The organism is Rodentibacter sp. JRC1 (genome assembly GCF_020521555.1).
Lineage (GTDB): Bacteria > Pseudomonadota > Gammaproteobacteria > Enterobacterales > Pasteurellaceae > Rodentibacter > Rodentibacter abscessus.
In genome coordinates, this window is sequence record NZ_BPWA01000001.1 from 2,089,980 (window position 1) to 2,113,027 (window position 23,048).

Below are 23,048 nucleotides of genomic sequence, written 5' to 3' on the forward strand. Positions count from 1 at the left end.
GGGAGTCAGAATGAAAATTTTGTCATTTTTCACCGCACTTTTAACGGCATTGTATTTTCCGAATGCCTATGCTCATGCACTTTATGTGTTTGCCCAATATGACGGGCAAACCCTTTCAGGGAAAGCTTATTATTCGGATATGACGGCGGCTGCAGAAACTTATTTAGAAGTATTTCGTTCCGGAACTAATGAACCGATTTTAAATGCTAAAACGGACGATAAAGGCGCATTTAATATTGTTATACCGGATGTTGCAAATAGCACGCTAAAAGTGGTGGTGGAAGGTGAAGAAGGACATCGTGTTGCCGTGGTTGCGGATCGTGTTATGTCCTCAAGTAATAATGGGGCTGATTTAATGCTACTGCGTGAAGATATTGCCCATTTAAAAGATAAAATTTATCTGCACGATATTCTCGGCGGAATCGGCTATATTGTCGGTATTGCCGGGCTGCTTGCGTGGTGGAATACACGTAAAAACAAACAAGGATGTGCCTAATGCATTTATCTGAAGGTGTATTACATCCCCCGGTTTTATTCGTGGGTGTTGCGATAGCCGTATTGGCAATTGTTGTCGGATTACGCCGTTTAGAACCTGAACGTTTGCCGCTTACCGCGCTATTTGCCGCCGCCTTTTTTGTGGCGGGAACGATTCATATTCCGATAGGTATTGGCAGCGTACATTTAATTTTAAACGGAATGGCGGGATTATTTCTTGGTTGGACGGTTTTTCCCGCTTTTCTGATAGCACTATTGTTGCAAATCTTATTTTTCTCTTTCGGCGGTTTTGCGGTACTGGGTGTGAATCTTTGTATTATGGCAATACCGGCGTTGGTCGCACATTACCTTTTCCGATCAGGTTTAAAACCTCAAATGACATTAAAAGCCCGATTGTTCACCGGAATTGGAGTAGGCGTAATCGGTGTCGGTGGCGCAGGAGCATTGGCTGCTTTGGTACTGGTGCTGGACGGCGGAAAAAGCTACATAGATCTTGTTTGGTTATTGTTCGTTTCTCACTTACCGGTATTTATTTTAGATAGCATTATCAGTGTAGGTGTACTTTCATTGCTCGCTAAAATGTATCCTCAGGCTTTAAATCACGCCTCACTCACATTATGAAAATTCATCGTTTTTTTCAACCGCACTTTAGACTGATTTATCTCTTTCTTTGGGGATTGATGATTAGCGGTTTACACGATTTATCTTGGCTTATTATGCTAAATATCGGCGTGATGAGTGTTTTTTTTATAATGTTGCGTTGTCATTCGAAGTCTTTTTTCAGCTATCTTAAACCTTGGCTTACTTTGCTGATTTTTATCACTCTGATATGGGCGACATTAATCTGGCGAGTAGGTGAGCATGGCATTGAATTGAACTCCCAAGGGGTTAGGTTGGCGGAAATGCTGAGTTTACGAATGCATCTTTTATTATTTTCCCTATGGCTTTTTTTATGGAATATCAATGATGCCGTGTTGTTACAGGCACTTGGTAAGTTGCCTTTGCCGGAAAAATTGGTTCAACTCTTTGTGCTTACGGTTCGTTATATCGCATTACTTGGTGAACTTCATCAAAAAATGGATATTGCAATGCGTGCTCGTGGGTTTCGCACCGGATTAAATCACCGAACCCTTTATGTAACGGCTCAAAGTGTGGCGTTACTCTTAATTCACGCATTATTGAAAGCTGAAATAGCACAAACTGCATTGAAATGTCGTGGTTTTCAATTTGGAAAAAGAAGGAAAAAAATGAATGTTGGCGGTTAAGGAGCTTTACATTGAACGCAATGGCGAGGTGATAATTCAAAACTTGACCTTTTGTCTTGAGGCGAAAAAACGTCTCTTTGTACAGGGAGAAATTGGAGTCGGTAAAACCACATTATTGTTAGCATTGCTTGGTTTTATACCGATTTTAAAAGGGGAAATTCAATTATTTGGCAAAACCTGTCGCAGAGAAAAAGATTTTGCACTGTTCCGAGGGAGTGCCGTTGGAATGTGTTTCCAGAATGCGGATGATCAACTTTTTGGACCGACTGTATTGGATGATGTGGCTTTCGGGCCGTTAAATCAAAATCTCTCCCGTGAAAAAGCCTACGGGATCGCGAAACAGCAGCTGGAGCGACTTGGCATTTTACATCTAAAAGATCGAACGATACATACGCTTTCCGGTGGCGAGAAAAATTTTACCGCCCTTGCAGGGGTTTTGGCTATGCAACCGAAAATGTTGTTGTTAGACGAACCTACAAACGGGCTAGATCGAAAAAATATTGAAAAATTGACCGCACTTTTGCGTGAATTAAATTTACCAATGCTTATTTCATCTCATCACGAGGGATTTATTCATCAATTAGCCGATGAAATTATTTCTTTATGAACAATGTCAAAAGTGCGGATTTGCGGTGTATAGATATACGTGAAATAAAATTTTACGCAAACCATTTATACCTAATATTATTTTTTCTGCCAAATGAACTCAATTGCACATTCCGCATCACCTAAGGTTTGGTCAATATGTGGCGGTAACCCTTCACGATAATAATCATGAACCTGAATAATACTTTCGATATTAACTTGATCAGAAAAATGTTTTGCCAAATCTAAAACGTTCACAGATGAGGGCATTAAGGAGTGATTTTTATGAATAGTAAAACTATGCTTATGGTCTGTATTTTTAATCGAAGGCCAAATACCCTGTTCGTATAAATCTTCATCAGGAACTGTAACGATTAAAAAACCTTTTGGTTTAAGTACGCGTAACCAGTTTTCTAATCCGATAATAGGATCATGTAAATGCTCTAAACAGTGGGAAGAATAAACAAAATCAAAAGTCGAATCCGGAATTGTTTCAAGATATTGCCCGTCACCATCTTCGAGATCCCAAGTTCTGACACTTTGCATTTTAGGAAAGACAGCAAGAAATTGTGCAAGTGAATCAGGCCCGCCCCCGATATCAATTCCATTCCCGACAAAATAACGATTAATGAAATTAATATTTCTAATACGACGTTGAACAACTGATTTGTGAGTTTCTCTCATAATTTTTATCCTTATTTTTGCCTTCTATGAACGAAAATAGAGGTGTGATTTTACCACATCTCTATTTTCCAATTAATTTGTGATTAATATAGCACACACAATAATGTTATTTTACCTGATTAATCAAAAACTGCGTTAATAAGGAAACCGGGCGACCTGTTGCACCTTTATTTGCGCCTTGAAGCCAAGCGGTGCCTGCGATATCTAAATGCGCCCAACGATATTTTTTGGTGAAGTTAGATAAAAATGCGCCGGCAGTGCTTGCGCCTCCCCAACGTCCGCCGATATTGGCGAGATCCGCAAACGGGGATTTGAGTTGCTCTTGATATTCTTCGCTTAATGGTAAATGCCACGCTTTGTCCTGAGTTTGTTGTGCGGCATTAAGTAAGTCGTTTGTCAGATTTTTATCCTCTGAGATTAATCCGCTGTTGTGTTGACCTAAAGCAACGACACAAGCACCTGTTAAGGTGGCCACATCAATAACCAATTCCGGTTCGAAACGCTCTACATAGGTGAGGGCATCGCAAAGCACGAGGCGACCTTCCGCGTCTGTATTTAACACTTCTACGGTTAAGCCGTTCATTGTAGTGAGAATATCGCCGGGGCGGTAGGCGTTGCCGTCCGGTAAGTTTTCACAGCCGGCAAGAACCGCAATTATGTTGAGAGGTAAATTTAATTCAGCAACGGCTTTCATTGTACCGAATACGGAGGCTGCACCGCCCATATCGTATTTCATTTCATCCATTTCTGCTGCCGGTTTTAAAGAGATGCCACCGGCATCAAAGGTTAAGCCTTTGCCGACAAGGACGATAGGTTTGGCATTTTTATCGGGTGCATTGTTAAAGTGAAGAACAGACATATAAGCTGAATTTGCCGAACCGCGGGAAACGGCTAAATAGGCGTTCATACCCAGCTCCGCCATTGTTTTTTCATCAATTACATCAAGTGAAAGTGCGGTTGATTTTTCCGCTAAATTTTTTGCTTGTTCGGCGAGATAAGCAGGGTTGCACACATTCGGCGGCATATTGGCGATATCACGTGCCGCTTTCACGCCGGAAGCAATTGCCTGTGCGTGAGTAATCGCAAGTTCTGCTTGTTTGCTATCGGCGTTGAACGTAATACTTTTTAAATTCAGTGCTTCTGCTTTTTTAGATTTGAATTGATCGAATTGGTAATTGGTGTGCTCGATAGTTTCAATGGCAAAACGCACATTCCAGTAGAGATCGCGATTTTTAAGTTCAATTTCTGTTAAATAGGAAACGGCTTCCTGTATATTTGCTTCTTTTAATGCCTTTAAGGTGTTTTGAATAAGTTGTTTATATTGGCGTTCGGTCAGTTCTCCCTTTTGTCCGCAACCAACGATAAGTACACGTTTTGCTGCAATGCCGTTAAGATCGCGCAGTAAAAGGGTTTGCCCTAATTTACCGGTGAGTTCGCCGGATTTGATTAATTGATTCAGATAGCCCTGTGTGGCGTGGTCGATTTCACTGAAACTTTTTGAAAATTCGTTGTTCTCATACACACCGATTAAGATACACTCTACAGCTTGAGAAAGTGCGGTCGATTTTGCTTGATATTTCATTTGATTTCCTTATTTGGTCTGTTTAATTTAGCGAAAATAAGGTATCATACGCGACCGGTTTTATCTAGGGTTATTAGGCGTTCATTCGCATTCTCCCCCCGATTTTAATGATAAAGAATAACGAAATAAGATGATTTTAACTCGATATTTAACAAAAGAAGTATTCAAAAGCCAAGTGGCGATTTTGTTCATTTTGCTGGTGATCTTTTTTTCTCAGCAACTTGTGCGTGTATTGGGATCGGCTGCAAATGGTAAGGTACCGGCGGATTTAGTGTTTTCGTTGTTAGGTTTAGGTATGCCGGCGATGGCGCAATTGATGTTGCCATTGTGCTTGTTTATTGCGATTTTACTTACTTTCGGGCGTTTATATGCGGAAAGCGAAATTACCGTAATGCGTGCTTGCGGTGTAGGGCAAGGAATCTTGGTTCGGGTTGCGTTATTATTATCTTTATTAACCGCAGGGCTTGCTGCCTATAATGCTTTATGGCTTTCCCCTTGGGCAATTCAAAAGCAAAGCACGATTGTTGAAGAGGCGAAAGCAAATCCAACCATGGGAGCCCTTTCTTCCGGTCAGTTTATGTCCACCGGTAACAATGACTTCGTGTTGTTTATTGATCGTATCAAAGGCAGTCAAATTAATGATGTTTATTTGTTCCAAACCACGCCTAAAGGGCAATCCAAACCTTCGGTGGTGACGGCAGAAAACGGTGAACTGAAAGCATTGCCAAATGGTGATCAAATATTGAATTTACAAAATGTACAGCGGGTTGAAGGCACGGCGGCATTGCCTGATTTCCGCATTACACATTTTGATGATTACCAAGCCTATTTAGGCTATCAATCCACTGATAGTAAATCCGATGAAGCGGCGACACTTTCATCAGATGAATTGATGAAGCAAAACAGTCCTGCCGCCAAGGCTGAATTACAGTGGCGTATTTCTTTGGTGTTAGCCGTGCCATTGATGGCATTAATTGCCGTGCCGCTTAGTCGAGTCAATCCCCGTCAAGGTCGTTTTGCGAAAATTTTACCCGCATTATTGCTTTACCTTATTTATTTCTTATTACAGAGTTCATTTAAATCCGCCGGTTCAGCCGGAAAATTAGACGCAGCGATTTTTATGCCTATCGTCAATATCATTTTCTTATTGCTCGGTATTATTCTGAATGGTTGGGATAGTACGCCGATGTATAAACTCCGTAGTTTTTTTAGCCGAAAAGGGTAAGCCGAATGATGATGAATACCTTAGACCGTTATATTGGTAAAAGCATTTTAGGGGCGATTTTTGCAACCTTATTAACGTTTGTTGGTTTATCGGCAATTATTAAATTTGTAGAGCAATTTAGAAGCGTAGGAAAAGGTTCTTATGATGTATTACAAGCGGTAGCTTACACATTTTTAACGATACCGAAAGATGTCGAAACCTTTTTCCCGATGGCAGCATTACTTGGGGCATTAATTGCGCTTGGCGGGCTTGCCAGTCGTAGCGAGCTGGTGGTAATGCAATCTGCCGGATTTTCCCGTTTTAAAATCGGTTTGGCGGTAATGAAAACCGCGTTACCACTGGTTGTTTTGACCATGGTTATTGGTGAGTGGGGGATTCCGCAAACGGAACAATTTGCCAGAGATATGCGTACACGTGCGATTTCCGGTGGTTCAATGCTTTCCGTAAAAAATGGTGTTTGGGCGAAAGATGGTCAGAATTTTGTTTTTGTACGTAGAGTGTCGGAAGAAGCAAAACTAAATGACGTATATATTTATAGCTTTGATGATAATCGAAACCTTATCGGTTTAAAACACGCCAACCAAGGAACCTATTTACCGGAAGAAGGCAAGTGGGAGTTACGCCAAGTCAGCCATTCAGTTATCGGGCAAGAGCAAATTTCTAATACGAATCGATTATCCGAACGCTGGGAAACCAATTTAACACCGGATAAGTTAGGGGCGGTTTCATTGCGCCCAACGTCATTGTCTGTTAGTGGGTTGTATGAATATATCGCGTTTTTAAAAGAAACGGGACAAGATGCAAGACGTTTTGAACTGACTTTTTGGCGTAAAATTTTCCAACCGATTTCAGTTGGTGTGATGATGATGTTGGCGCTTTCCTTTATTTTCGGATCTTTACGAAGTGTTACTGCGGGGGCGAGGATCGTAACGGGAATTTGTTTCGGTTTCTTGTTTTATGTGGTAAACGAAATTTTCGGACAACTTAGCGTGGTTTATAGCATGCCGGCGATGTTTGGCGCGTTGATTCCAAGTCTATTATTTATCGCCATTATTTGGTGGTTATTGAGTAAGAAGCGGGATTGATTTTCAGCATTATGTATCACTTGCACAAAAGACCATTTTTTTATCCATACGTAGGGTGCGTTAGTCTTTCCGTAACGCACCAAATTGGGCTTTAATGGTGCGTTCCTTTGGCTAACACACCTTACTCTGTTTTATGCAACAGCTACATAATATCGTTAATTTTCAACACATAGAAAGTGCGGTCAATTTCAATTGTATTTTAAAACGCTAAAGAAATTGACCACACTTTTTTAGACGGTTAGTTGTCTTTAAATTCTTCCATCATTTTTTGCGCTTTTTTCACCATTTCTTCAGAACCGACAAATAAGGGTACGCGTTCGTGTAGCTCTTTCGGTTCTATATCTAAAATTCTGCGATAGCCGTTAGTCGCCAAACCGCCGGCTTGTTCTGCTAAGAATGCGATTGGATTTCCTTCATAAAGTAAGCGCAATTTCCCTTCCGGATAAGTAGTTGCACTCGGGTAAATATAAATCCCGCCTTTTAATAAATTACGGTGAAAATCAGCCACAAGCGAACCGATGTAACGGGATACATAAGGGCGTTGTGTCGATTTATCTTCTTCTTGGCAGTATTTGATATATTTTTTCACACCCTGTGGAAATTTGAGATATTGCCCTTCGTTGATGGAATAAATACGACCGTTTTTCGGCATTTGCATATTTTCATGAGACAGGCAAAAAGTGCCGATAGACGGATCGTAAGTAAAACCATTCACGCCGTGTCCGGTGGTGTAAACCAACATCGTTGATGAGCCGTACACAATATAGCCGGCGGCAACCTGTTTGTTTCCCGGCTGGAGAAAATCTTCCAAAGTTACCGGCGTGCCGATAGGGGATATACGGCGATAAATGGAGAAAATTGTTCCTACGGAAACATTCACGTCAATATTGGACGAACCGTCAAGCGGGTCTGTGAGAATCACATATTTTGCATTACGTCCTCGTTCGGTATCAAATGCGATGAAACTTTCTTCTTCCTCTGAAGCAAAACCTGCCACTTCTTCACGTGCCATCAATGCCGCTTTCATTGTGTTGTGAGCAAAGAGATCCAGCTTCATTTGGCTTTCACCTTGTACATTCTCAACACCTGATTGCCCTAAAATATTCGTTAAGCCCGCTTTGTTTATATCACGGTGAATAATTTTCGCCAATAAACGAATAGAAGACAAAATACCACTCAATTCCCCCTTTGCATTAGGGTATTCCGCTTGGCGTTCTACAATAAATTCACTTAATGTTTTCATGCTTTTCCTTTTATGTTTATACAGATCGGCGGAAATTATATGCGATTTGAATTTTTCACAAAAAAGCCAATTTTTCAGAATGGGATCTTGATCACAAATTATTTTTTTCAAAAAACGATTGACAGATCAATGATTTTCTAAACACTCATCAAAACGCTCTCTTTTTCCGTGTCAAGAAATTCTTCACATTTGTTTGGAACGCTGAATTCTTAAATGCCCGATTTTCTTTCCTGTAACCATCTTGACAAGTGAATATCCACGATATCGACCAAGTGTTTGAGAAACGAAATGTCTTGTCCATTATGAAAACGTTGTGTATCACGAGAGCGAAACAATAAAAGTGCGGTCGGTTTGTGCGTATTTTTTGTCCCGAGTAGGCAGCAAGCAACGGAACCGATAGGAAATTCTTCCGCTAAAAACATTAGGGATTTTTCTTTATTGCTTAAATCTCCCAGATAAAACCGGCGTAAGCCAAAGCGTTCTAACCGAATAATTTCAAAGGCTTTTCGATCAATCCGGTAGTGAGCAGGCAAACTGTTATCTTTTTCCCAGCTGTCGCTAAATAGCAGAATTTTAGCTCCATCCAATTCATAGGATTTTGCCCATTGATCCAACTTATTTGCCGCAGAAAGAAAATTTTCCGCTTGAAAAAGTTTCTTTTGTAGCGGCATTAGAGCGAAAAAAATATCGGCTTCTTGAATAGCCAGTTGGTGAAGTTTTTCAATCTGTGAAGTTAACGTGGTGATTTGTTTACGTTGCTGTGCCAATTGTGCTTCAACGAGCGATATTGAACCTTTATGCGGGTGGTATAGCGTTAATGTTTCTAATAAATCGGGGTGTTGTGTGAAGAAATCGGGATGTGTTTTGAGATAAGTAATAATGTCTTGTGTATTCATGATAATGTAGGGGTGTGGTGTCGTTTACCACTAAATATTAGCAGGGCGTATATGATTATACGCCCTACAACTGCAAAATTATGCACCGAAAGGATCACGTAAAATCATGGTTTCAACACGATCAGGACCGGTAGAAAGAATATCTACCGGTACGCCGGTAACTTCTTCAATACGTTTGATATAGTTACGGCAGTTTTGTGGCAATTTATTGACATCGGTTACACGGAAAGTGTTTTCTTTCCAACCCGGTAAGGTTTCGTAAATAGGCTCTACGCCTTCCCAGTCTTTTGCTGCAAGTGGGGCATATTCCACAATTTCACCGTTTGGCATTTTGTACGCAACACAGATTTTTATTTCATCAAAGCCGTCTAATACGTCTAATTTTGTCATACAGAAGCCTGAAATTGAGTTAAGTTGAACTGCTCGGCGAATTGCTACCGCATCGAACCAACCGCAACGACGGGCCCGACCGGTTACTGCACCGAACTCATTCCCTTTGCGTGCAATTTCTGTACCCACATCGTCAAATAATTCCGTTGTGAACGGGCCGCCACCTACGCGAGTACAGTAAGCCTTGATGATACCCAATACATAATCAAGATTACGCGGACCAAAACCGGCACCGGTAGCCACACCACCGGCGGTAGTGTTTGAGCTGGTTACGTACGGATAAGTACCATGATCGATATCTAACATCGTACCTTGTGCGCCTTCAAATAGAATGTTGTCGCCATTTTTACGTGCGGTATCAAGGATCGTAGTAATGTCGGCCACCATACCGGTGATGACATCGGCAACCTCCATAACATCATTTAAGGTTTTTTGATAATCAACAGGGTCAACTTTATAGTAATTTACTAATTGGAAATTATAGTATTCAAGAATGTTCTTGAGTTTTTCGGCAAAAGTTTCTTTATCAAATAAATCCCCTACGCGTAAGCCACGGCGAGCGACTTTATCTTCATAAGCCGGCCCGATGCCACGACCGGTCGTACCGATTGCTTTTTTGCCGAGAGCGGCCTCACGAGCGTGATCCATCGCAACGTGATAAGGCAAAATTAGCGGGCAAGCTTCGGAAATTAATAAACGCTCACGCACATTGATACCGCGACTTTCAAGTTCGCCCATCTCTTGCATTAATGCTGCCGGAGAAAGTACCACACCGTTACCGATTAGGCAGGTTACATTCGGGCGTAATATACCGGATGGAATCAAACGCAATACGGTTTTTTCTCCGTTAATAATTAGCGTATGACCGGCGTTATGACCGCCTTGATAACGCACAACATATTTTACGCGATCCGTTAATAAATCAACGATTTTGCCTTTACCTTCATCGCCCCATTGAGCGCCTAGGATAGCAACACTTTTTCCCATAATTTCACCTTTGGTTGAAAGATTAAATGAATAGTCAAACTTTTTTATTTTGACCCTGTTAAAATTTTACTTTGGCACTAGAGTGTCTAATAGCGATGTTTTAATGAAGAATGTATGCGAATCTCGCATCAATCACGGTTCGCTATGCTAAACTATTCCGCTGCTGCTTTCTAGTTTTTTCTTACGGTAATATGAGTTCAATCTAGTTATTACTCGGATGTTTTGGGGTTACGACGAAAGAAAATACTAAATAATCCGAACAAGAAACCTATTCCTGCTCCTATTATCGCCCAGCTTTTCCGTCCTTGAGGTTTGGGAGCTTGAGGGCTTTTTATGAAATGAAAGGCGGTAAATTGTTCATCAAGCGGGCTTACGGATCTCATCATATTTAATTTTTCTTGCCAATCTTGGTTTCTTGCACTATTGCTATTGTTCAAGTTAAATTGTGCCGCAGTTTTCACTTGAGTAAATAAGTTTTTCCATTGAATAATGAGTTCATCATAAAGATGTTTTTGAGTTAGTGCATTGGCATTATTTATCAAGGAAGAGAGCGACGTATTTAATTGCTCCGATTCATTTAATCTGAGGGTTATTTTTCCACTTTTATTATTGATCGGTTGGAAATGGGTTTCTTCGATTAATTCATTTAATAGAGGTATTTTCTCTTTTGTGTCGCCAGCTATTTTTTGTTGATAGTATGCAGAGTTTTCCCAAAAGTTTTTCAAGTTATCATAGGAAACCAGTTGCTCGGTAAAATTTTGATATACTTCATTGGGGATATTTTCATCCGCTTTATCTTGACTCTTCATCAGATGATACATTGAAGATAAAGAGTAGTAATTGCCCAATTGAGATAAGGCAGGTTGGGTGATTTCAGCTTCCGTTTTCCATATCGGATGTACCCAATAACTGGTGGCATATCCGATTCCCCCGCAAAGTGCGGTCGAAATCACGAATGTTTTTAGCTTTGATTTTCTCTTTAAAGATGGCATATAAATTCCTATTTATTTTTGTTTCTCTTGAATTAATATGAATAACAATACAATAAAACCGGAACCGTTTTTGATTTCGTCAAAAAACGATTCCGACTATTCATTTTTTTATTCAAATAACGATTTGTGTAGTGAACGAACGACTTCATCTGCGTGTTCACTTTGTACTAACATACAAATGTTATTTGTGCTTGCACCATAGCTGATCATTCGAACGCTGTAAGGCTCAAGCGTATCAAAAATACGTTTTGCTACACCTGCCGCAATATGTAAATCATTGCCGATAAGTGCGACTAAAGATAAGCCGGTATCCACCTTCACCGTACAATACTGTCTTAATTCTTCTAATAATTCGCTGGAAAGCAATTCTGTACCGGAGACGGCAGAACCGGTTTTATCTAAGGTTAATGCGATACTTATTTCGGAAGTTGTGATGGTATCCACTGAAATTTTGTGTTTTGCCAAAATACTGAATACGTTCGCCAAGAAACCCTGTGCATGTAACATACTGAGGCTGGAAAGGGTTAATAAGGTTTGATCCCTGCGTAGTGCGATGGCACGGAAAGTCGGACGGGGTTGCGGATTCCGTGTTACCCATGTTCCGCCGTCTTGCGGTGCTTTGCTTGAGCCGACATAAACCGGAATATTGCTACGAACCGCAGGAAGTAAGGTTGCCGGGTGTAGCACTTTTGCACCGAAAGTTGCCATTTCGGCGGCCTCGGCAAAGCTCATCGTATCAATACGTTGTGCGGCGGGTACAATACGTGGATCGGTGGTATAAATACCTGCAACATCCGTCCAAATTAAAACATCTTTTGCATTTAATACTTCGGCTAATAACGCAGCGGAATAATCACTTCCACCTCTGCCTAATGTTGTTGTTTTACCGCCCGCTTCACGACCGATAAAACCTTGTATTACCACTAATTCGCCACGATCAATCAATGGTTTTAAAATGTTATCGCTATTAGCTTGGGTTTGTTTATCATTCGGTACGGCTTTGCCGAAGTGGTCGTTGGTTGCCACAACGGTGCGAACGTCAATCCAAGTCGCACTGGCGTTTTGTTCACGCAGGATTTCAATAAAAATTCGGGTGGACATCATTTCACCGTGACTTATTAACTCATCGGTTAAGGCTGGTGAAGTGGCAAGACTTGCGGCTTCGGAAAGATATTCAATATTTTCAAAGTATTTTTCTATGACAGGGCGGACACGGCTATCGTCTTTAAGTTCATTTAAGATGTTTTCTTGAATTTGACGAATTTCACTGACAAGCTTTCTCCGTTTTTCCGCTTCCACACCACCGGCAAGTTCCACCAAAAGATTGGTGATTCCGGCAGATGCGGAAAGCACCACGACACGTGTATTAGGATCCGCAATGACGATTTTTGCACAAGCCGTCATTGCAGCGTAATTGGCAACAGAAGTTCCTCCGAATTTAGCAATTGATAAATGAGACATAGATAATTCCTCGATTAAAATAAATATTATAGAGATTGTGTTTGCAAGCGTTATAGAAATAGCGACTTCATAAAAAATTGTCAATTATATTCCATAAAAAATAAGTAAAAAGTTGAGCAAATTTAAAACTCAAATTAATTATCGGATAGCTTGATAAATATTACAGGTTATTCGGTAGTGGAAGCGGTTCAGGTTCACGAAGAAAATAAGGTTGGATACCTGCGACTAAATCAAATATCGCTTTAACACGTGCAAACATTTCTCTTACTCTTGTAGCCAAATATACTTCCGGTTGTTTTGCGACAAAACAAATCGCATTAATATCATAATATTTGGCGATTAAGAGTGCGCGTTCACAGTGAAATCGCTGACTGATAATCGTATAGGACGGTACTTGAAAAACTTTACTCGCACGTAATACAGAGTCTAAAGTGCGAAAACCGGCAAAATCTTGGAACAGCCGATCTTCAGGTATTCCCATTTTACGTAAATCTCTTAGCATCATACGAGGCTCGTTATATTGTAGAGTACGATTATCACCGCTTAAAAGCAGGTAGCTGACCTTGTTATTTTCGATAAGCGTTTTGGCCGAGTCGAGGCGGTTGGTATAGTAATCGTTGGTTTTGCCTGTCGCCACATATTTTGATGTACCAAGCACCACTGCATAAGGGCGGTAGGGGAGATCGTCAATTTGTTCAAACACTCGCTCTCGAACATAAAAGCTGACGCTTTGATCGATGATGACACAAACTAAAAATACAAACACACCACCACAAAACACTGCGCGAATGATTTTTTTCAGGTGAAGACGATACCAAAGAGAAAGTGCGGTCATTTTTTAAAGCGTTTTGAAATCGAATATGCTCGGTAACATAATGAAAAATAGCAATAAATTCAAGTTGAATTTTGTATCTATTGTTATGTTTGAGTTTTTTAATGTGATGCATTTTAGCCGTTTAGACGGCTAAAATTTCTTGACAAAGCAGATGAGCTGTTGATAATTGAGGCATTTCTTAGTCGCGTGTAATAGGTTTTCAATGGCTGTTCAAAATGTGGTTCTTTTTCAAGACAACCCGCTTAGGCTTTTGCTTGGTGGTGAGCTCTCTACGATCGATGTGGCTTACCAAACATACGGAACATTGAATGCCGATAAAGATAATATCGTATTAATCTGTCATGCGCTTACGGGAGATGCCGAGCCTTATTTTCCTAATGGAGAGCAAAATGGTTGGTGGCAGCATTTTATGGGAGATGGGTTGGCATTAGACACTTCCCGTTATTTTTTTATTTGCTCAAATGTATTGGGTGGTTGCAAAGGCACGACCGGCCCTGCTTCTATCGATCCTCAGAGCAATAAGCCTTACGGTAGCCGATTTCCGATGATTACGGTACAAGATATCGTACACGTGCAAAAAGCTTTGATTGATCATCTCGGTATTACGCATTTAAAAGCGGTGATCGGCGGTTCTTTCGGTGGAATGCAGGCGACTCAGTGGGGGATAGAATACCCTGATTTTGTGGATAACATTGTCAATCTTTGCTCTTCGCTTTTTTTCAGTGCAGAAGCGATTGGTTTCAATCATATTATGCGTCAAGCGATAATTAACGATCCGAATTTTAATGGTGGCGATTATTATGGCGGTACACCACCGGATCAGGGTTTATCTATAGCGCGTATGTTAGGAATGTTGACTTACCGTACCGATTTGCAACTTGCCAAAGCTTTTGGACGCGCCACCAAAACCGAGGGCGATTTTTGGGGCGATTATTTTCAAGTGGAATCTTATCTTAGCTATCAAGGAAAAAAATTTCTCCAACGCTTTGATGCAAATAGTTATCTCCATTTATTACGTGCTTTAGATATGTATGATCCCGCTCTTGGTTATGATGATATAAAAACCGCCCTTTCCCGCATAAAGGCACGTTATACATTGGTTTCCGTTACAACCGATCAACTTTTTAAATCCGTCGATTTACATAAAAGCAAAGGACTTCTGGAACAAAACAATGTGTCATTAGCTTTCTATGAATTTCCCTCAATTTATGGACATGACGCGTTTTTGGTAGATTATGACGGATTTGACAAGTGGATTCGGGAAGGTCTGGCAGGGGAAAATTAAAAGTGCGGTTAATTTCGACCGCACTTTTCCATCATAAATAGCTTACAAATTCCTCAATATTGCCGGTTCGACATTCACGCTCAATTTTTTCTGCGGCAGTACCAATCATCAATAAAGCGACTATTTCATCTTGTTTGCGGCAACCGAGGGCTTGGCGTAATGCGCTGCCATTTACCCATTTTCCGGTGATCCAAACATTATCGAAACCTTGTACATTGGCGGCAAGTTGAATGCCATAGGCGGCACAACCGGCTGTGACTAACTGCTCCCATTCCGGTACTTTGGCTACATCAGGATTAATTTTGGCGATAACCGCAATCACCATTGGGGCGCGATGTGCTAAATTTTCCGCTTTTTTTAAGCGTTCTTCACCAAGATTGAGTTCCACTACCGCCTCTTTAAGCAAAACTTCCAACTTATCCAATCCTTTATTTTCTATTACAACAAAATGATAAGGCTGTAATTTCCCGTGATCAGGCGTTCGAAGAGCCGCTTGAAACATTTGTTCAAGTTGTACTTTATTCGGGGCGGGGGGTGTGAGTTTTTTATTTGAATGACGCGTGGTTAAAAGTGTTAAGGTATCCATTTTTTATCTCTTTTAATAAAAAGTGCGGTGGATTATAGCATAGTTTTTCACGAAGGTTTGTGTTACGCTAGGCGCAATTTTTCTAACCTATCCAAATACTTATGAATGCTATTTTTCGAGTGATCAAACTCTGTTGGCGGGCACTAAATTTTATTCGTGATTTAGTGATGAACCTTTTCTTTTTAGTCTTCGTTTTACTACTGGTAACGATTTTTAGCTTAACGGCAAATACAAAGAAAAGTGCGGTCAATTTATCGGTAGATAAAGGGGCGTTATTGCTTAATTTAGAGGGATATTTAGCCGACAATCGTGATGATGCGGGATGGATGAAAACCTTGCAAGAATTGACCTCCAATGATAGAACTTCAATGCAAATTTCAACCTTTGATGTGGTTTTTGCCATTAATATGGCAAAAGAAGATGAGCGTATTAGCGGCTTAGTGTTGGATCTCAACCATTTTTCGGGGGGCGATTTACCGGCAATGGATTACATCGGTAGAACGATTAAAGATTTCAAAGAATCTAAAAAACCGGTGATTGTATTTGCAAACAATTATTCTCAAGGACAGTATTTTTTAGCAAGTTTTGCCGATCAAATTTACTTAAATCCGATAGGTCAGGTTTCCATTCAAGGGCTGGCGCAAGAGAATTTATACTACAAAGATTTGTTGGAAAAATTAGCGATTACCCCGCATATTTTCCGAGTCGGTACTTATAAATCTGCAGTAGAGCCGTTTTTACGTAATGATATGTCGCCTGAAGCGAAGGCAAATATGAGCCAATGGTTAAACGGTATGTGGAAAAATTATCTGCAAACCCTGAGTGAAAATCGTGATATTTCTGCCGAAACCTTACTACCAAGTGCAAAACAATACTTAGCCGAATTAAAGGCTTTGAAGGGGGATAGCACGGCTTATACGAAACAGCGTAGGCTCGTCACGGATATTGTGAGCAATTTAGATTTAGAACAAAAATTGATCGCACTTTTTGGTAAAAACTCTGAGGGAAAGGCAAATATGGTAGAACTTTCCGCTTATTTGTCAAATTTCGGCGATCGTGTCGGTTTTTCGTTAGCGGAAAATAAAATTGCCGTTGTGAATGTGGAAGGCGCGATCATTGATGGCGAAAGTGAAGAAGGCGAAGTAGGAGGAGACAGCATCGTGCGTTCGCTACGTAAAGCCTATGATGACGACAGGGTAAAAGCCGTTATTTTGCGTGTTAATTCACCGGGTGGAAGTGCTTTTGCTTCGGAATTGATTCGTCAGGAAGTGGAAAATCTTCAGAAAGCAGGTAAACCGGTCGTGGTCTCAATGGGGGGAATGGCGGCTTCCGGTGGTTATTGGATTTCAGCCACATCCGATTATATTATTGCCGATAAAAATACGATTACGGGATCCATTGGGATTTTCGCTATGTTACCGACTTTTGAAAACGCTATTAAAAAAATCGGCGTGAATGCGGATGGCGTAGCAACCACTGAACTTGCGGAAACTTCTGTATTTAGCCCGCTTTCTAAAAATACTCAGGATATTTATCAGCTAGAAATTGAGCATGGCTATGAAAAATTTTTAAATTTAGTCGGTCGTGGCCGTCAAATGTCAAAAAACGCTGTGGATAAAATTGCACAAGGTAAGGTCTGGCTTGGTGTGGATGCTTTCAAACATAATCTCGTTGATGAATTGGGAGACTTTGATCGTGCGGTGGAAAAAGCCGCAGAATTGGTTAATCTTCATCGAGAAACGGTTATCGAAGGATTTTCCGTAGAATGGGTTACAGAAGAAGAGAGAGATGTGTTGAGTAAATTGGTTCGTGACTTTAAACGAAGCGGGCAGCAACTTATGACGTCTTGGCTTGATTTACCAAAACCGATGCAACAATTCAAACATCATTTGAATCAACTCAATAAATTCAATGATCCTAAAGGACAGTATTTATATTGCTTAAACTGTGGTTTAGTGAAGTAATTAGGAGCTTGGGAAAAGCCGCTTTATTGAATTAAAGCATCTCAGGTTGGCAACCCCGTCTTTTTCATAAAGCGGGGTATTTTTGTTATTTTTGCCCTTTTTTGTCTATTACATTAAGTTGCCTTTCAAGCGGATATTTCCCCAATGTTTGCAATAAGCAACTGATATTGCTGATAATGGCGCAATGTATTGAATAAAAATGTCCACGGTATGAGCAGCCTTCCAAAAATTGAGCAACCGAACCGACAGGACAGATTAAGACGCAGGCAGATCAAAGTGCGGTTATTTTTTAGATTTTTTTCATCTGATGCCGGAGAAAATTGTCGGCTAATACGGAAAGATGTAGTCCGTTTGGCAGTGTTAAATCGGGGGCGATTTCTAGCAACGGCACAATGACAAATTCTCGATTGTGCATATCATAATGGGGGACGGTTAATCGTTCGTTTTGAATGCTCTCATTGCCGTAAAGCAAAATATCTAAATCTAAAGTGCGCTCTCCCCAACGCCGTAAACGTACTCTCCCTTGCTTATTTTCAATGCGTTGTAATTCATCCAATAATGTTAATGGTGCAAGCTGTGTTTCAATTTTTGCTACGGCATTGACATAATCGGGCTGATCCTGCGGGCCGAGCGGTTTACTTTGGTAAAAAGAACTTACCGCAATAAGATTGGTTTGTGCTAGGTTGTCGATAGCTTTTAACGCATTATTGAGTTGTTCAACAGGCGTATTCAAATTGCTGCCGAGGGCAATATATACTGTATTCATATCTTATGACTTCACGGATTTTGACTTACGGGGTTTGCGTGAACGAAAATATTTTTTCTTAGGCTTAGGATGTAAGCGTTGTTGTTCTTGCACAAGTTGATCTCGTTGTTCGCCATTGCTGAATTGATATTCATGCCACCATTTTGCCAGTTCAACCGTCTCTCCGCCTTCGATTTCCGCACGCATTACCAATAAATCAAACGCTGCGCGGAATTTAGGATGTTCCATTACACGCACAGGGGCGGATCCGGTACGTTTTAAAAGTTGTAATTGCAAGAACCAAATATCCCGAATGACAGCTGTGTGGCGGCGTGGCGCAGCAAGCGCACGACAGAATAAATCTAACACTTCATTACCGGCAAGAGCATAAGCATCGTGATTATTTAACCCTCCTTCATTTTTCAAAAGCTCCACTTTTTCACGTAACGGATACCAAAAAAAGGCGGCAAATAAAAATGCGGGATTAATGCGTAGTTTATCGGCAATACGTTCATCTGTTGAGGTAAGTGCGGTTACGATCATACGCTCGGCAAAGCTGTCTTCTTTTTCAGTGAAATAGGATGAAAGAGAAGGAAAAAGTTGTTCAAATAAGCCGTATTGACGTAATAAACGATAGGTTTTTACACCGTGGCCGGCTTGTAACAATTTTAGACTTTCATCAAATAAGCGTGCCGGAGGAACATTTTTCAGTAAACACGCTAATTTGCGAATAGGTTCTTCACTTGATTTTTCAAGAAACATATCCAGCTTCGCCATAAAGCGGATAGAACGTAGCATTCGTACGGGATCTTCTTGATAACGGGTAATTGGATCACCGATCAAACGCAGTTTACCTGCTTTTAGATCTTCAATCCCGTGGAAATAATCACGCAAAGTATTATTTTGCGGATTGTAATAAAGCGCATTTACGGTGAAATCACGGCGTTCGGCATCTTGCTCAATGTTACCGTACACATTATCACGGAGAAGCATACCTGCGTTACTTTGTTTGGCTTGATGTTCACCACGGGCATCGTCGTGATTTGCTCGAAAGGTCGCCACTTCAATAATATCGCGACCAAACATAATATGCGCCAAGCGAAATCTGCGCCCTACCAAGCGACATTGACGTTGGAAAATACTTTGAATTTGTTCGGGGCGGGCGTTGGTCGCCACATCAAAATCTTTTGGGTGTTTACCCAGTAAAATATCGCGAATACAGCCACCTACAATATAGGCTTCAAAACCTTGACGTTGTAATTTTTCCACTACACTGAGCGCATTACGGCTAAACATTCGCGGATGAATACCAAAGTGAGCGGCTTTAATACTTTTGTCATCACGAGGTGATTTATTGATTTTTTTATTTGCTCGAGACGTATTGTTTGAAGGCTCTATTCGTTCGAAATGCGATTTTATTTGGGCTGATTGTTTCGGTGCATTTTGTGATTGCGGTTTTTTCTTTTTGCCAAATAAATTTTTGATATAAGTAAAAATAATAAACTCCGTTTTTTAATTTAATTTTCGTTTGAACCGTCATCGGTAGGGATGAGCTTTGTTCTCAATAAAGAAGCACATTGGAAATGCAAAAAGTGCGGTCAATTTTAACCGCACTTTCTCTTTTTTAACAGAATAAATTAACCGGCGACTTGTTTTTCACGAATCTCCGCCAAGGTTTTACAATCAATACAAAGATCCGCCGTTGGACGGGCTTCTAAACGGCGAATGCCGATTTCTTCGCCACAAGAATCACAATACCCGAAATCATCGGTATCTAATTTTTTCAGTGTCGATTCAATTTTTTTCATCAGCTTACGCTCACGATCACGATTGCGTAATTCTAAACTGAATTCCTCTTCCTGTGTCGCTCGATCTGCCGGATCAGGGAAGTTAGCCGCTTCATCACGCATATGCGCAACCGTACGGGACGCTTCTTCCACGATTTGTTCGTGCCAAGCCGTTAAGATTTTTTTGAAATGAAGAATTTGATCTTCATTCATATATTCTTCATCTTTTTTGGGTTGATATGGTTTTACGCCAGCGAGTTCTAATAAACTTAACGATGCTTTTGACATACCTCACTCCTAATACAAACAGAATTTAAGCGTGGTGTTCACGACTTCCTGCTATTGTTGTCATATTTGGTTCTAAGAACCCCGATTTTTAAGGGCGATATAAATAACAGAACTTTATTGTTTTAGCAAATAGAATTTCGCCCGCTAAATTTGAATTTGTCGATCAAGATCGCAAAATCAATGAAGGATGATTGCTTATTGATTAAAAAATACATAGCGTGTTAGCAGTTTATCTACGGATTTTTGCCTTATGCCGTTTAATGTATTTACGTTAGCAATCAGCATTATTTTTGCTTCGCTATCATTGATGTTTTTGCCGGATTTTATGTTAATCGGCTGGAAACAAATGCTGTTCTGTCATTTAGCGTTCGTTCTGACCGCCGTTTTTTTCTATTGGTTCAAAAAAATATTTGCTTTTCGTTTTTTTATCTATCTAAATATCGCGCTTTTAGCCTTGGGTTACGCTCATTCTTTTGCCCTTGATTTATTGCGACAGGCCGATGAAATCTCCGTTCAAAAACAACCGTTGATTTTTACTATTGAAGAAGTATTACATCAGCAAGCGTATCAAACGGTCATTGTTCGCACGGTACTAAAAGAAAGGCTGGGTGAACAGCGTATTTTTCTTAACTGGAAAGCAAAGGAACGTCCTTTTTTAGGGGAAACCTGGCAAGGCGAAGTTCTTCTTCGTCCGCTTTCCGGAAGATTGAATTTCGGTGGGTTTGATCGTCAGAAATGGTATTTTTCCGAAAGGATTATTGCGACAGGAACGGTAAAAAGTGCGGTCAAAATCAAGAGTGATTTTTCATTACGGGAGAAAATATTACAAAAAGCATTGCAACAAACTGAAGGTCTTTCTTTACAAGGTCTATTAATTGCCTTAGCTTTTGGCGAACGGGCATGGCTTGATAAATCAACACAGAGAATTTATCAGCAAACCAATACTGCACATTTAATTGCTATTTCGGGGCTACATATCGGTTTGGCAATGGGGATTGGTTTTTTTCTGATTCGCTTAATGCAATTTTTTCTTCCAACCCGTTTTATTCATCCGTTTTTTCCCTTGTTCTTTGGGGCGATTTTAGCGTTGTTTTACGCTTACCTTGCAGGATTCGCTCTTCCTACTTTTCGTGCAATTTCTGCCTTGCTCTTTATCTCTTGCATACAAATGGCTAGGCGATATTATTCTGCTTTTCAACTTTTTATTTTAGTGGTGGCATTTCTTTTATTATGGGATCCGCTTATGCCGCTTTCCATCAGTTTTTGGCTTTCTGTAGGTGCTGTGTGCTGTTTAATCCTATGGTATCGTTATGTGCCGTTTTCACTTTTTCAATGGCGTCATCAGCCTTTCTCTCAAAAAGTGCGGTGGATAATGCGTTTGTTTCATTTGCAGTTTGGTTTGTTACTGTTGTTCACACCGTTACAGCTTTTCTTTTTTAACGGTATTGCATTAAGTGGTTTTTTCGTTAATTTAATTGCCGTACCTTTTTATAGTTTTTTCCTTGTGCCTTTGATTCTATTTGCCATATTGACTAAAGGAGCGTGGTCCTCTTGGAGATTGGCTAATGAATTGGCAGAAGGAATAACACAAATTATCGCTTCCTTTCAAGGAAATTGGTTCACGGTATCATTTAATTTATCGCTTGTTTTGACCGCACTTTGTAGTTTGATTTTTCTCTTGATCATTTATGGAATTTATCGGGAAAAACGGGTAACGCAACAAAATTGGAAAATAAAACCGGCAAGATTTTTCACATTAAGTACGAGCAAATCATCTCCGCAGATTGAGTTTAAACAAATGATCGGTGTTTCGGTAAGTATTGCGGTTTTATGTTTATTGATTGGGGCGTATCGGCAGTATCAAAAATCGCTTTGGCAGCTTGATACGTTAGATGTAGGGCAGGGCTTGGCAACGTTAATCGTAAAAGAGGGTAGAGGCATTTTGTATGATACCGGTGCGGCGTGGCAAGGCGGTTCAATGGCTGAATTGGAAATATTGCCTTATTTGCAACGTGAAGGAATTGAGTTGGATAAATTGATTTTAAGTCACGATGATAATGATCATTCCGGTGGTGCGAGAGCAATTTTAAATGCTTATCCTCATTTGGTGTTGATGAGTTCATCGAAAAAAAATTACGGTGAAACTTACCGCACTTCCTGTATTATAGGAAACAACTGGCAATGGCAGGGGATTTCATTTCGTGTGCTTTCTCCTGAAAAATCAGTCGCTCGAGCAGATAATTCAGACTCTTGCGTGATTTTGATTGATGATGGGAAGCATCGTATTTTGCTAACCGGTGATGCTGAAATGAAAAACGAACAAATTTTTGCCCGCACTTTGGGCAAACTTGATGTATTGCAAGTAGGACACCACGGGAGTAAAACTTCTACGGGAGAATTTTTAGTTGCCCGAACCAAACCGGATATTTCGATTATTTCCAGCGGTCGTTGGAATCCTTGGAAATTCCCTCATTCTTCGGTAACGGAGCGTTTAACGCACTATAAAAGTACGGTAGAAAATACGGCGCTTTCAGGGCAGATTCGGGTCGGGTTTTATCAAAATAAGATAACAATCACAGCCGCCAGAGACGCTTTTTCGCCTTGGTATGCGCGAGTGATTGGATTATCAAAGGAATAAAAGGTACAATGCCGCCGAAAATTTTTTATA

Annotated in this window: 21 protein-coding genes; 9 read left to right on the forward strand and 12 right to left on the reverse strand. The window is 40.5% G+C overall.

Annotated features, from left to right (window positions below):
- Positions 1–10 precede the first annotated feature (10 nt).
- The 4 genes from HEMROJRC1_RS09530 to HEMROJRC1_RS09545 are packed head-to-tail and all read left to right on the forward strand — an operon-like array spanning position 11 to position 2,367.
- A complete protein-coding gene (locus HEMROJRC1_RS09530) occupies positions 11–496 on the forward strand; it encodes a carboxypeptidase regulatory-like domain-containing protein (protein WP_226692683.1) in 486 nt (161 codons plus the stop codon).
- Positions 496–1,116 (forward strand): cobalt transporter CbiM, encoded by a 621-nt coding sequence (cbiM, locus tag HEMROJRC1_RS09535; RefSeq protein ID WP_226692684.1) that lies wholly within the window; start codon positions 496–498, stop codon positions 1,114–1,116. Before HEMROJRC1_RS09530 ends, cbiM begins: the two co-directional genes overlap by 1 nt.
- Positions 1,113–1,760, forward strand: a complete 648-nt coding sequence (locus HEMROJRC1_RS09540) for an energy-coupling factor transporter transmembrane protein EcfT (protein WP_226692685.1) — start codon at positions 1,113–1,115, stop codon at positions 1,758–1,760. Before cbiM ends, HEMROJRC1_RS09540 begins: the two co-directional genes overlap by 4 nt.
- A complete protein-coding gene (locus tag HEMROJRC1_RS09545; RefSeq protein ID WP_226692686.1) occupies positions 1,747–2,367 on the forward strand; it encodes an energy-coupling factor ABC transporter ATP-binding protein in 621 nt (206 codons plus the stop codon). Before HEMROJRC1_RS09540 ends, HEMROJRC1_RS09545 begins: the two co-directional genes overlap by 14 nt.
- A 77-nt stretch (positions 2,368–2,444) precedes the next feature.
- Here HEMROJRC1_RS09545 and HEMROJRC1_RS09550 read toward each other — a convergent pair whose 3' ends face one another.
- Positions 2,445–3,029 carry a class I SAM-dependent methyltransferase gene (locus HEMROJRC1_RS09550; protein ID WP_226692687.1) on the reverse strand — a complete coding sequence of 195 codons (585 nt, stop codon included), beginning with the start codon at positions 3,027–3,029 and terminating at the stop codon, positions 2,445–2,447.
- Between the two features lie 106 nt (positions 3,030–3,135).
- Positions 3,136–4,611, reverse strand: a complete 1,476-nt coding sequence (locus HEMROJRC1_RS09555) for a leucyl aminopeptidase (RefSeq protein WP_226692688.1) — start codon at positions 4,609–4,611, stop codon at positions 3,136–3,138.
- A gap of 130 nt (positions 4,612–4,741) precedes the next feature.
- On the opposite strand from HEMROJRC1_RS09555, the gene lptF reads away from it, so the two are divergent.
- Entirely contained in the window at positions 4,742–5,836 is a 1,095-nt protein-coding gene (gene lptF / locus HEMROJRC1_RS09560; protein WP_226692689.1) for an LPS export ABC transporter permease LptF, read from the forward strand.
- Positions 5,837–5,844: 8 nt separating this feature from the next.
- Positions 5,845–6,921, forward strand: a complete 1,077-nt coding sequence (gene lptG, locus HEMROJRC1_RS09565) for an LPS export ABC transporter permease LptG (protein ID WP_226692978.1) — start codon at positions 5,845–5,847, stop codon at positions 6,919–6,921.
- A gap of 238 nt (positions 6,922–7,159) precedes the next feature.
- On the opposite strand, the gene fbp is transcribed toward lptG, so the two are convergent.
- From fbp to HEMROJRC1_RS09595, 6 genes are all read right to left on the reverse strand, one after another.
- Positions 7,160–8,164, reverse strand: coding sequence for a class 1 fructose-bisphosphatase (gene fbp, locus HEMROJRC1_RS09570; RefSeq protein WP_226692690.1), 1,005 nt, complete (start codon positions 8,162–8,164; stop codon positions 7,160–7,162).
- A gap of 209 nt (positions 8,165–8,373) precedes the next feature.
- Positions 8,374–9,060, reverse strand: coding sequence for a DUF484 family protein (locus tag HEMROJRC1_RS09575; protein ID WP_226692691.1), 687 nt, complete (start codon positions 9,058–9,060; stop codon positions 8,374–8,376).
- A 78-nt stretch (positions 9,061–9,138) separates the two neighbouring features.
- A complete protein-coding gene (purA, locus tag HEMROJRC1_RS09580) occupies positions 9,139–10,437 on the reverse strand; it encodes an adenylosuccinate synthase (RefSeq protein ID WP_226692692.1) in 1,299 nt (432 codons plus the stop codon).
- Between the two features lie 209 nt (positions 10,438–10,646).
- Complete coding sequence (locus tag HEMROJRC1_RS09585; RefSeq protein ID WP_226692693.1) at positions 10,647–11,429, reverse strand: LPS chain length-determining protein; 783 nt, start codon at positions 11,427–11,429, stop codon at positions 10,647–10,649.
- 108 nt (positions 11,430–11,537) lie between these two features.
- Positions 11,538–12,890: a lysine-sensitive aspartokinase 3 gene (gene lysC, locus HEMROJRC1_RS09590; RefSeq protein ID WP_226692694.1), complete on the reverse strand. Its 1,353-nt coding sequence runs from the start codon at positions 12,888–12,890 to the stop codon at positions 11,538–11,540.
- A 160-nt stretch (positions 12,891–13,050) separates the two neighbouring features.
- Positions 13,051–13,725 carry a vancomycin high temperature exclusion protein gene (locus HEMROJRC1_RS09595; protein WP_226692695.1) on the reverse strand — a complete coding sequence of 225 codons (675 nt, stop codon included), beginning with the start codon at positions 13,723–13,725 and terminating at the stop codon, positions 13,051–13,053.
- A gap of 202 nt (positions 13,726–13,927) precedes the next feature.
- Between HEMROJRC1_RS09595 and HEMROJRC1_RS09600 the strand changes: the two genes are divergently transcribed.
- The gene (locus HEMROJRC1_RS09600; protein WP_226692696.1) at positions 13,928–15,010 is read left to right on the forward strand and encodes a homoserine O-acetyltransferase; all 1,083 of its coding nucleotides are present in this window, start codon (positions 13,928–13,930) and stop codon (positions 15,008–15,010) included.
- A 31-nt stretch (positions 15,011–15,041) separates the two neighbouring features.
- Here the strand turns inward: HEMROJRC1_RS09600 and HEMROJRC1_RS09605 are convergent, their stop codons facing one another.
- On the reverse strand, positions 15,042–15,596 hold the full coding sequence (locus HEMROJRC1_RS09605; RefSeq protein ID WP_226692697.1) for an NAD(P)H nitroreductase: 555 nt from the start codon (positions 15,594–15,596) through the stop codon (positions 15,042–15,044).
- A 110-nt stretch (positions 15,597–15,706) separates the two neighbouring features.
- Here HEMROJRC1_RS09605 and sppA point away from each other — a divergent pair, with 110 nt between their 5' ends.
- Positions 15,707–17,560: a signal peptide peptidase SppA gene (gene sppA, locus HEMROJRC1_RS09610; RefSeq protein ID WP_226692979.1), complete on the forward strand. Its 1,854-nt coding sequence runs from the start codon at positions 15,707–15,709 to the stop codon at positions 17,558–17,560.
- A 289-nt stretch (positions 17,561–17,849) separates the two neighbouring features.
- On the opposite strand, the gene folK is transcribed toward sppA, so the two are convergent.
- The 3 genes from folK to dksA all read right to left on the reverse strand — a co-directional run bounded on the left by folK (position 17,850) and on the right by dksA (position 20,380).
- A complete protein-coding gene (gene folK, locus HEMROJRC1_RS09615; protein ID WP_226692698.1) occupies positions 17,850–18,326 on the reverse strand; it encodes a 2-amino-4-hydroxy-6-hydroxymethyldihydropteridine diphosphokinase in 477 nt (158 codons plus the stop codon).
- A gap of 3 nt (positions 18,327–18,329) precedes the next feature.
- Positions 18,330–19,664 carry a polynucleotide adenylyltransferase PcnB gene (gene pcnB / locus HEMROJRC1_RS09620; RefSeq protein ID WP_374707304.1) on the reverse strand — a complete coding sequence of 445 codons (1,335 nt, stop codon included), beginning with the start codon at positions 19,662–19,664 and terminating at the stop codon, positions 18,330–18,332.
- A gap of 278 nt (positions 19,665–19,942) precedes the next feature.
- Entirely contained in the window at positions 19,943–20,380 is a 438-nt protein-coding gene (dksA, locus tag HEMROJRC1_RS09625) for an RNA polymerase-binding protein DksA (protein WP_226692699.1), read from the reverse strand.
- A gap of 250 nt (positions 20,381–20,630) precedes the next feature.
- Here dksA and HEMROJRC1_RS09630 point away from each other — a divergent pair, with 250 nt between their 5' ends.
- Positions 20,631–23,018, forward strand: coding sequence for a DNA internalization-related competence protein ComEC/Rec2 (locus HEMROJRC1_RS09630; RefSeq protein WP_226692700.1), 2,388 nt, complete (start codon positions 20,631–20,633; stop codon positions 23,016–23,018).
- The last annotated feature ends 30 nt before the right edge of the window (positions 23,019–23,048 follow it).

Bases quoted from the DNA above. Each gene is read 5' to 3' on its own strand.
- HEMROJRC1_RS09530 (WP_226692683.1), top strand. From the start codon at position 11: ATGAAAATTTTGTCATTTTTCACCGCACTTTTAACGGCATTGTATTTT.
- cbiM (WP_226692684.1), top strand. From the start codon at position 496: ATGCATTTATCTGAAGGTGTATTACATCCCCCGGTTTTATTCGTGGGT.
- HEMROJRC1_RS09540 (WP_226692685.1), top strand. From the start codon at position 1,113: ATGAAAATTCATCGTTTTTTTCAACCGCACTTTAGACTGATTTATCTC.
- HEMROJRC1_RS09545 (WP_226692686.1), top strand. From the start codon at position 1,747: ATGTTGGCGGTTAAGGAGCTTTACATTGAACGCAATGGCGAGGTGATA.
- HEMROJRC1_RS09550 (WP_226692687.1), bottom strand. From the start codon at position 3,029: ATGAGAGAAACTCACAAATCAGTTGTTCAACGTCGTATTAGAAATATT.
- HEMROJRC1_RS09555 (WP_226692688.1), bottom strand. From the start codon at position 4,611: ATGAAATATCAAGCAAAATCGACCGCACTTTCTCAAGCTGTAGAGTGT.
- lptF (WP_226692689.1), top strand. From the start codon at position 4,742: ATGATTTTAACTCGATATTTAACAAAAGAAGTATTCAAAAGCCAAGTG.
- lptG (WP_226692978.1), top strand. From the start codon at position 5,845: ATGATGAATACCTTAGACCGTTATATTGGTAAAAGCATTTTAGGGGCG.
- fbp (WP_226692690.1), bottom strand. From the start codon at position 8,164: ATGAAAACATTAAGTGAATTTATTGTAGAACGCCAAGCGGAATACCCT.
- HEMROJRC1_RS09575 (WP_226692691.1), bottom strand. From the start codon at position 9,060: ATGAATACACAAGACATTATTACTTATCTCAAAACACATCCCGATTTC.
- purA (WP_226692692.1), bottom strand. From the start codon at position 10,437: ATGGGAAAAAGTGTTGCTATCCTAGGCGCTCAATGGGGCGATGAAGGT.
- HEMROJRC1_RS09585 (WP_226692693.1), bottom strand. From the start codon at position 11,429: ATGCCATCTTTAAAGAGAAAATCAAAGCTAAAAACATTCGTGATTTCG.
- lysC (WP_226692694.1), bottom strand. From the start codon at position 12,890: ATGTCTCATTTATCAATTGCTAAATTCGGAGGAACTTCTGTTGCCAAT.
- HEMROJRC1_RS09595 (WP_226692695.1), bottom strand. From the start codon at position 13,725: ATGACCGCACTTTCTCTTTGGTATCGTCTTCACCTGAAAAAAATCATT.
- HEMROJRC1_RS09600 (WP_226692696.1), top strand. From the start codon at position 13,928: ATGGCTGTTCAAAATGTGGTTCTTTTTCAAGACAACCCGCTTAGGCTT.
- HEMROJRC1_RS09605 (WP_226692697.1), bottom strand. From the start codon at position 15,596: ATGGATACCTTAACACTTTTAACCACGCGTCATTCAAATAAAAAACTC.
- folK (WP_226692698.1), bottom strand. From the start codon at position 18,326: ATGAATACAGTATATATTGCCCTCGGCAGCAATTTGAATACGCCTGTT.
- dksA (WP_226692699.1), bottom strand. From the start codon at position 20,380: ATGTCAAAAGCATCGTTAAGTTTATTAGAACTCGCTGGCGTAAAACCA.
- HEMROJRC1_RS09630 (WP_226692700.1), top strand. From the start codon at position 20,631: ATGCCGTTTAATGTATTTACGTTAGCAATCAGCATTATTTTTGCTTCG.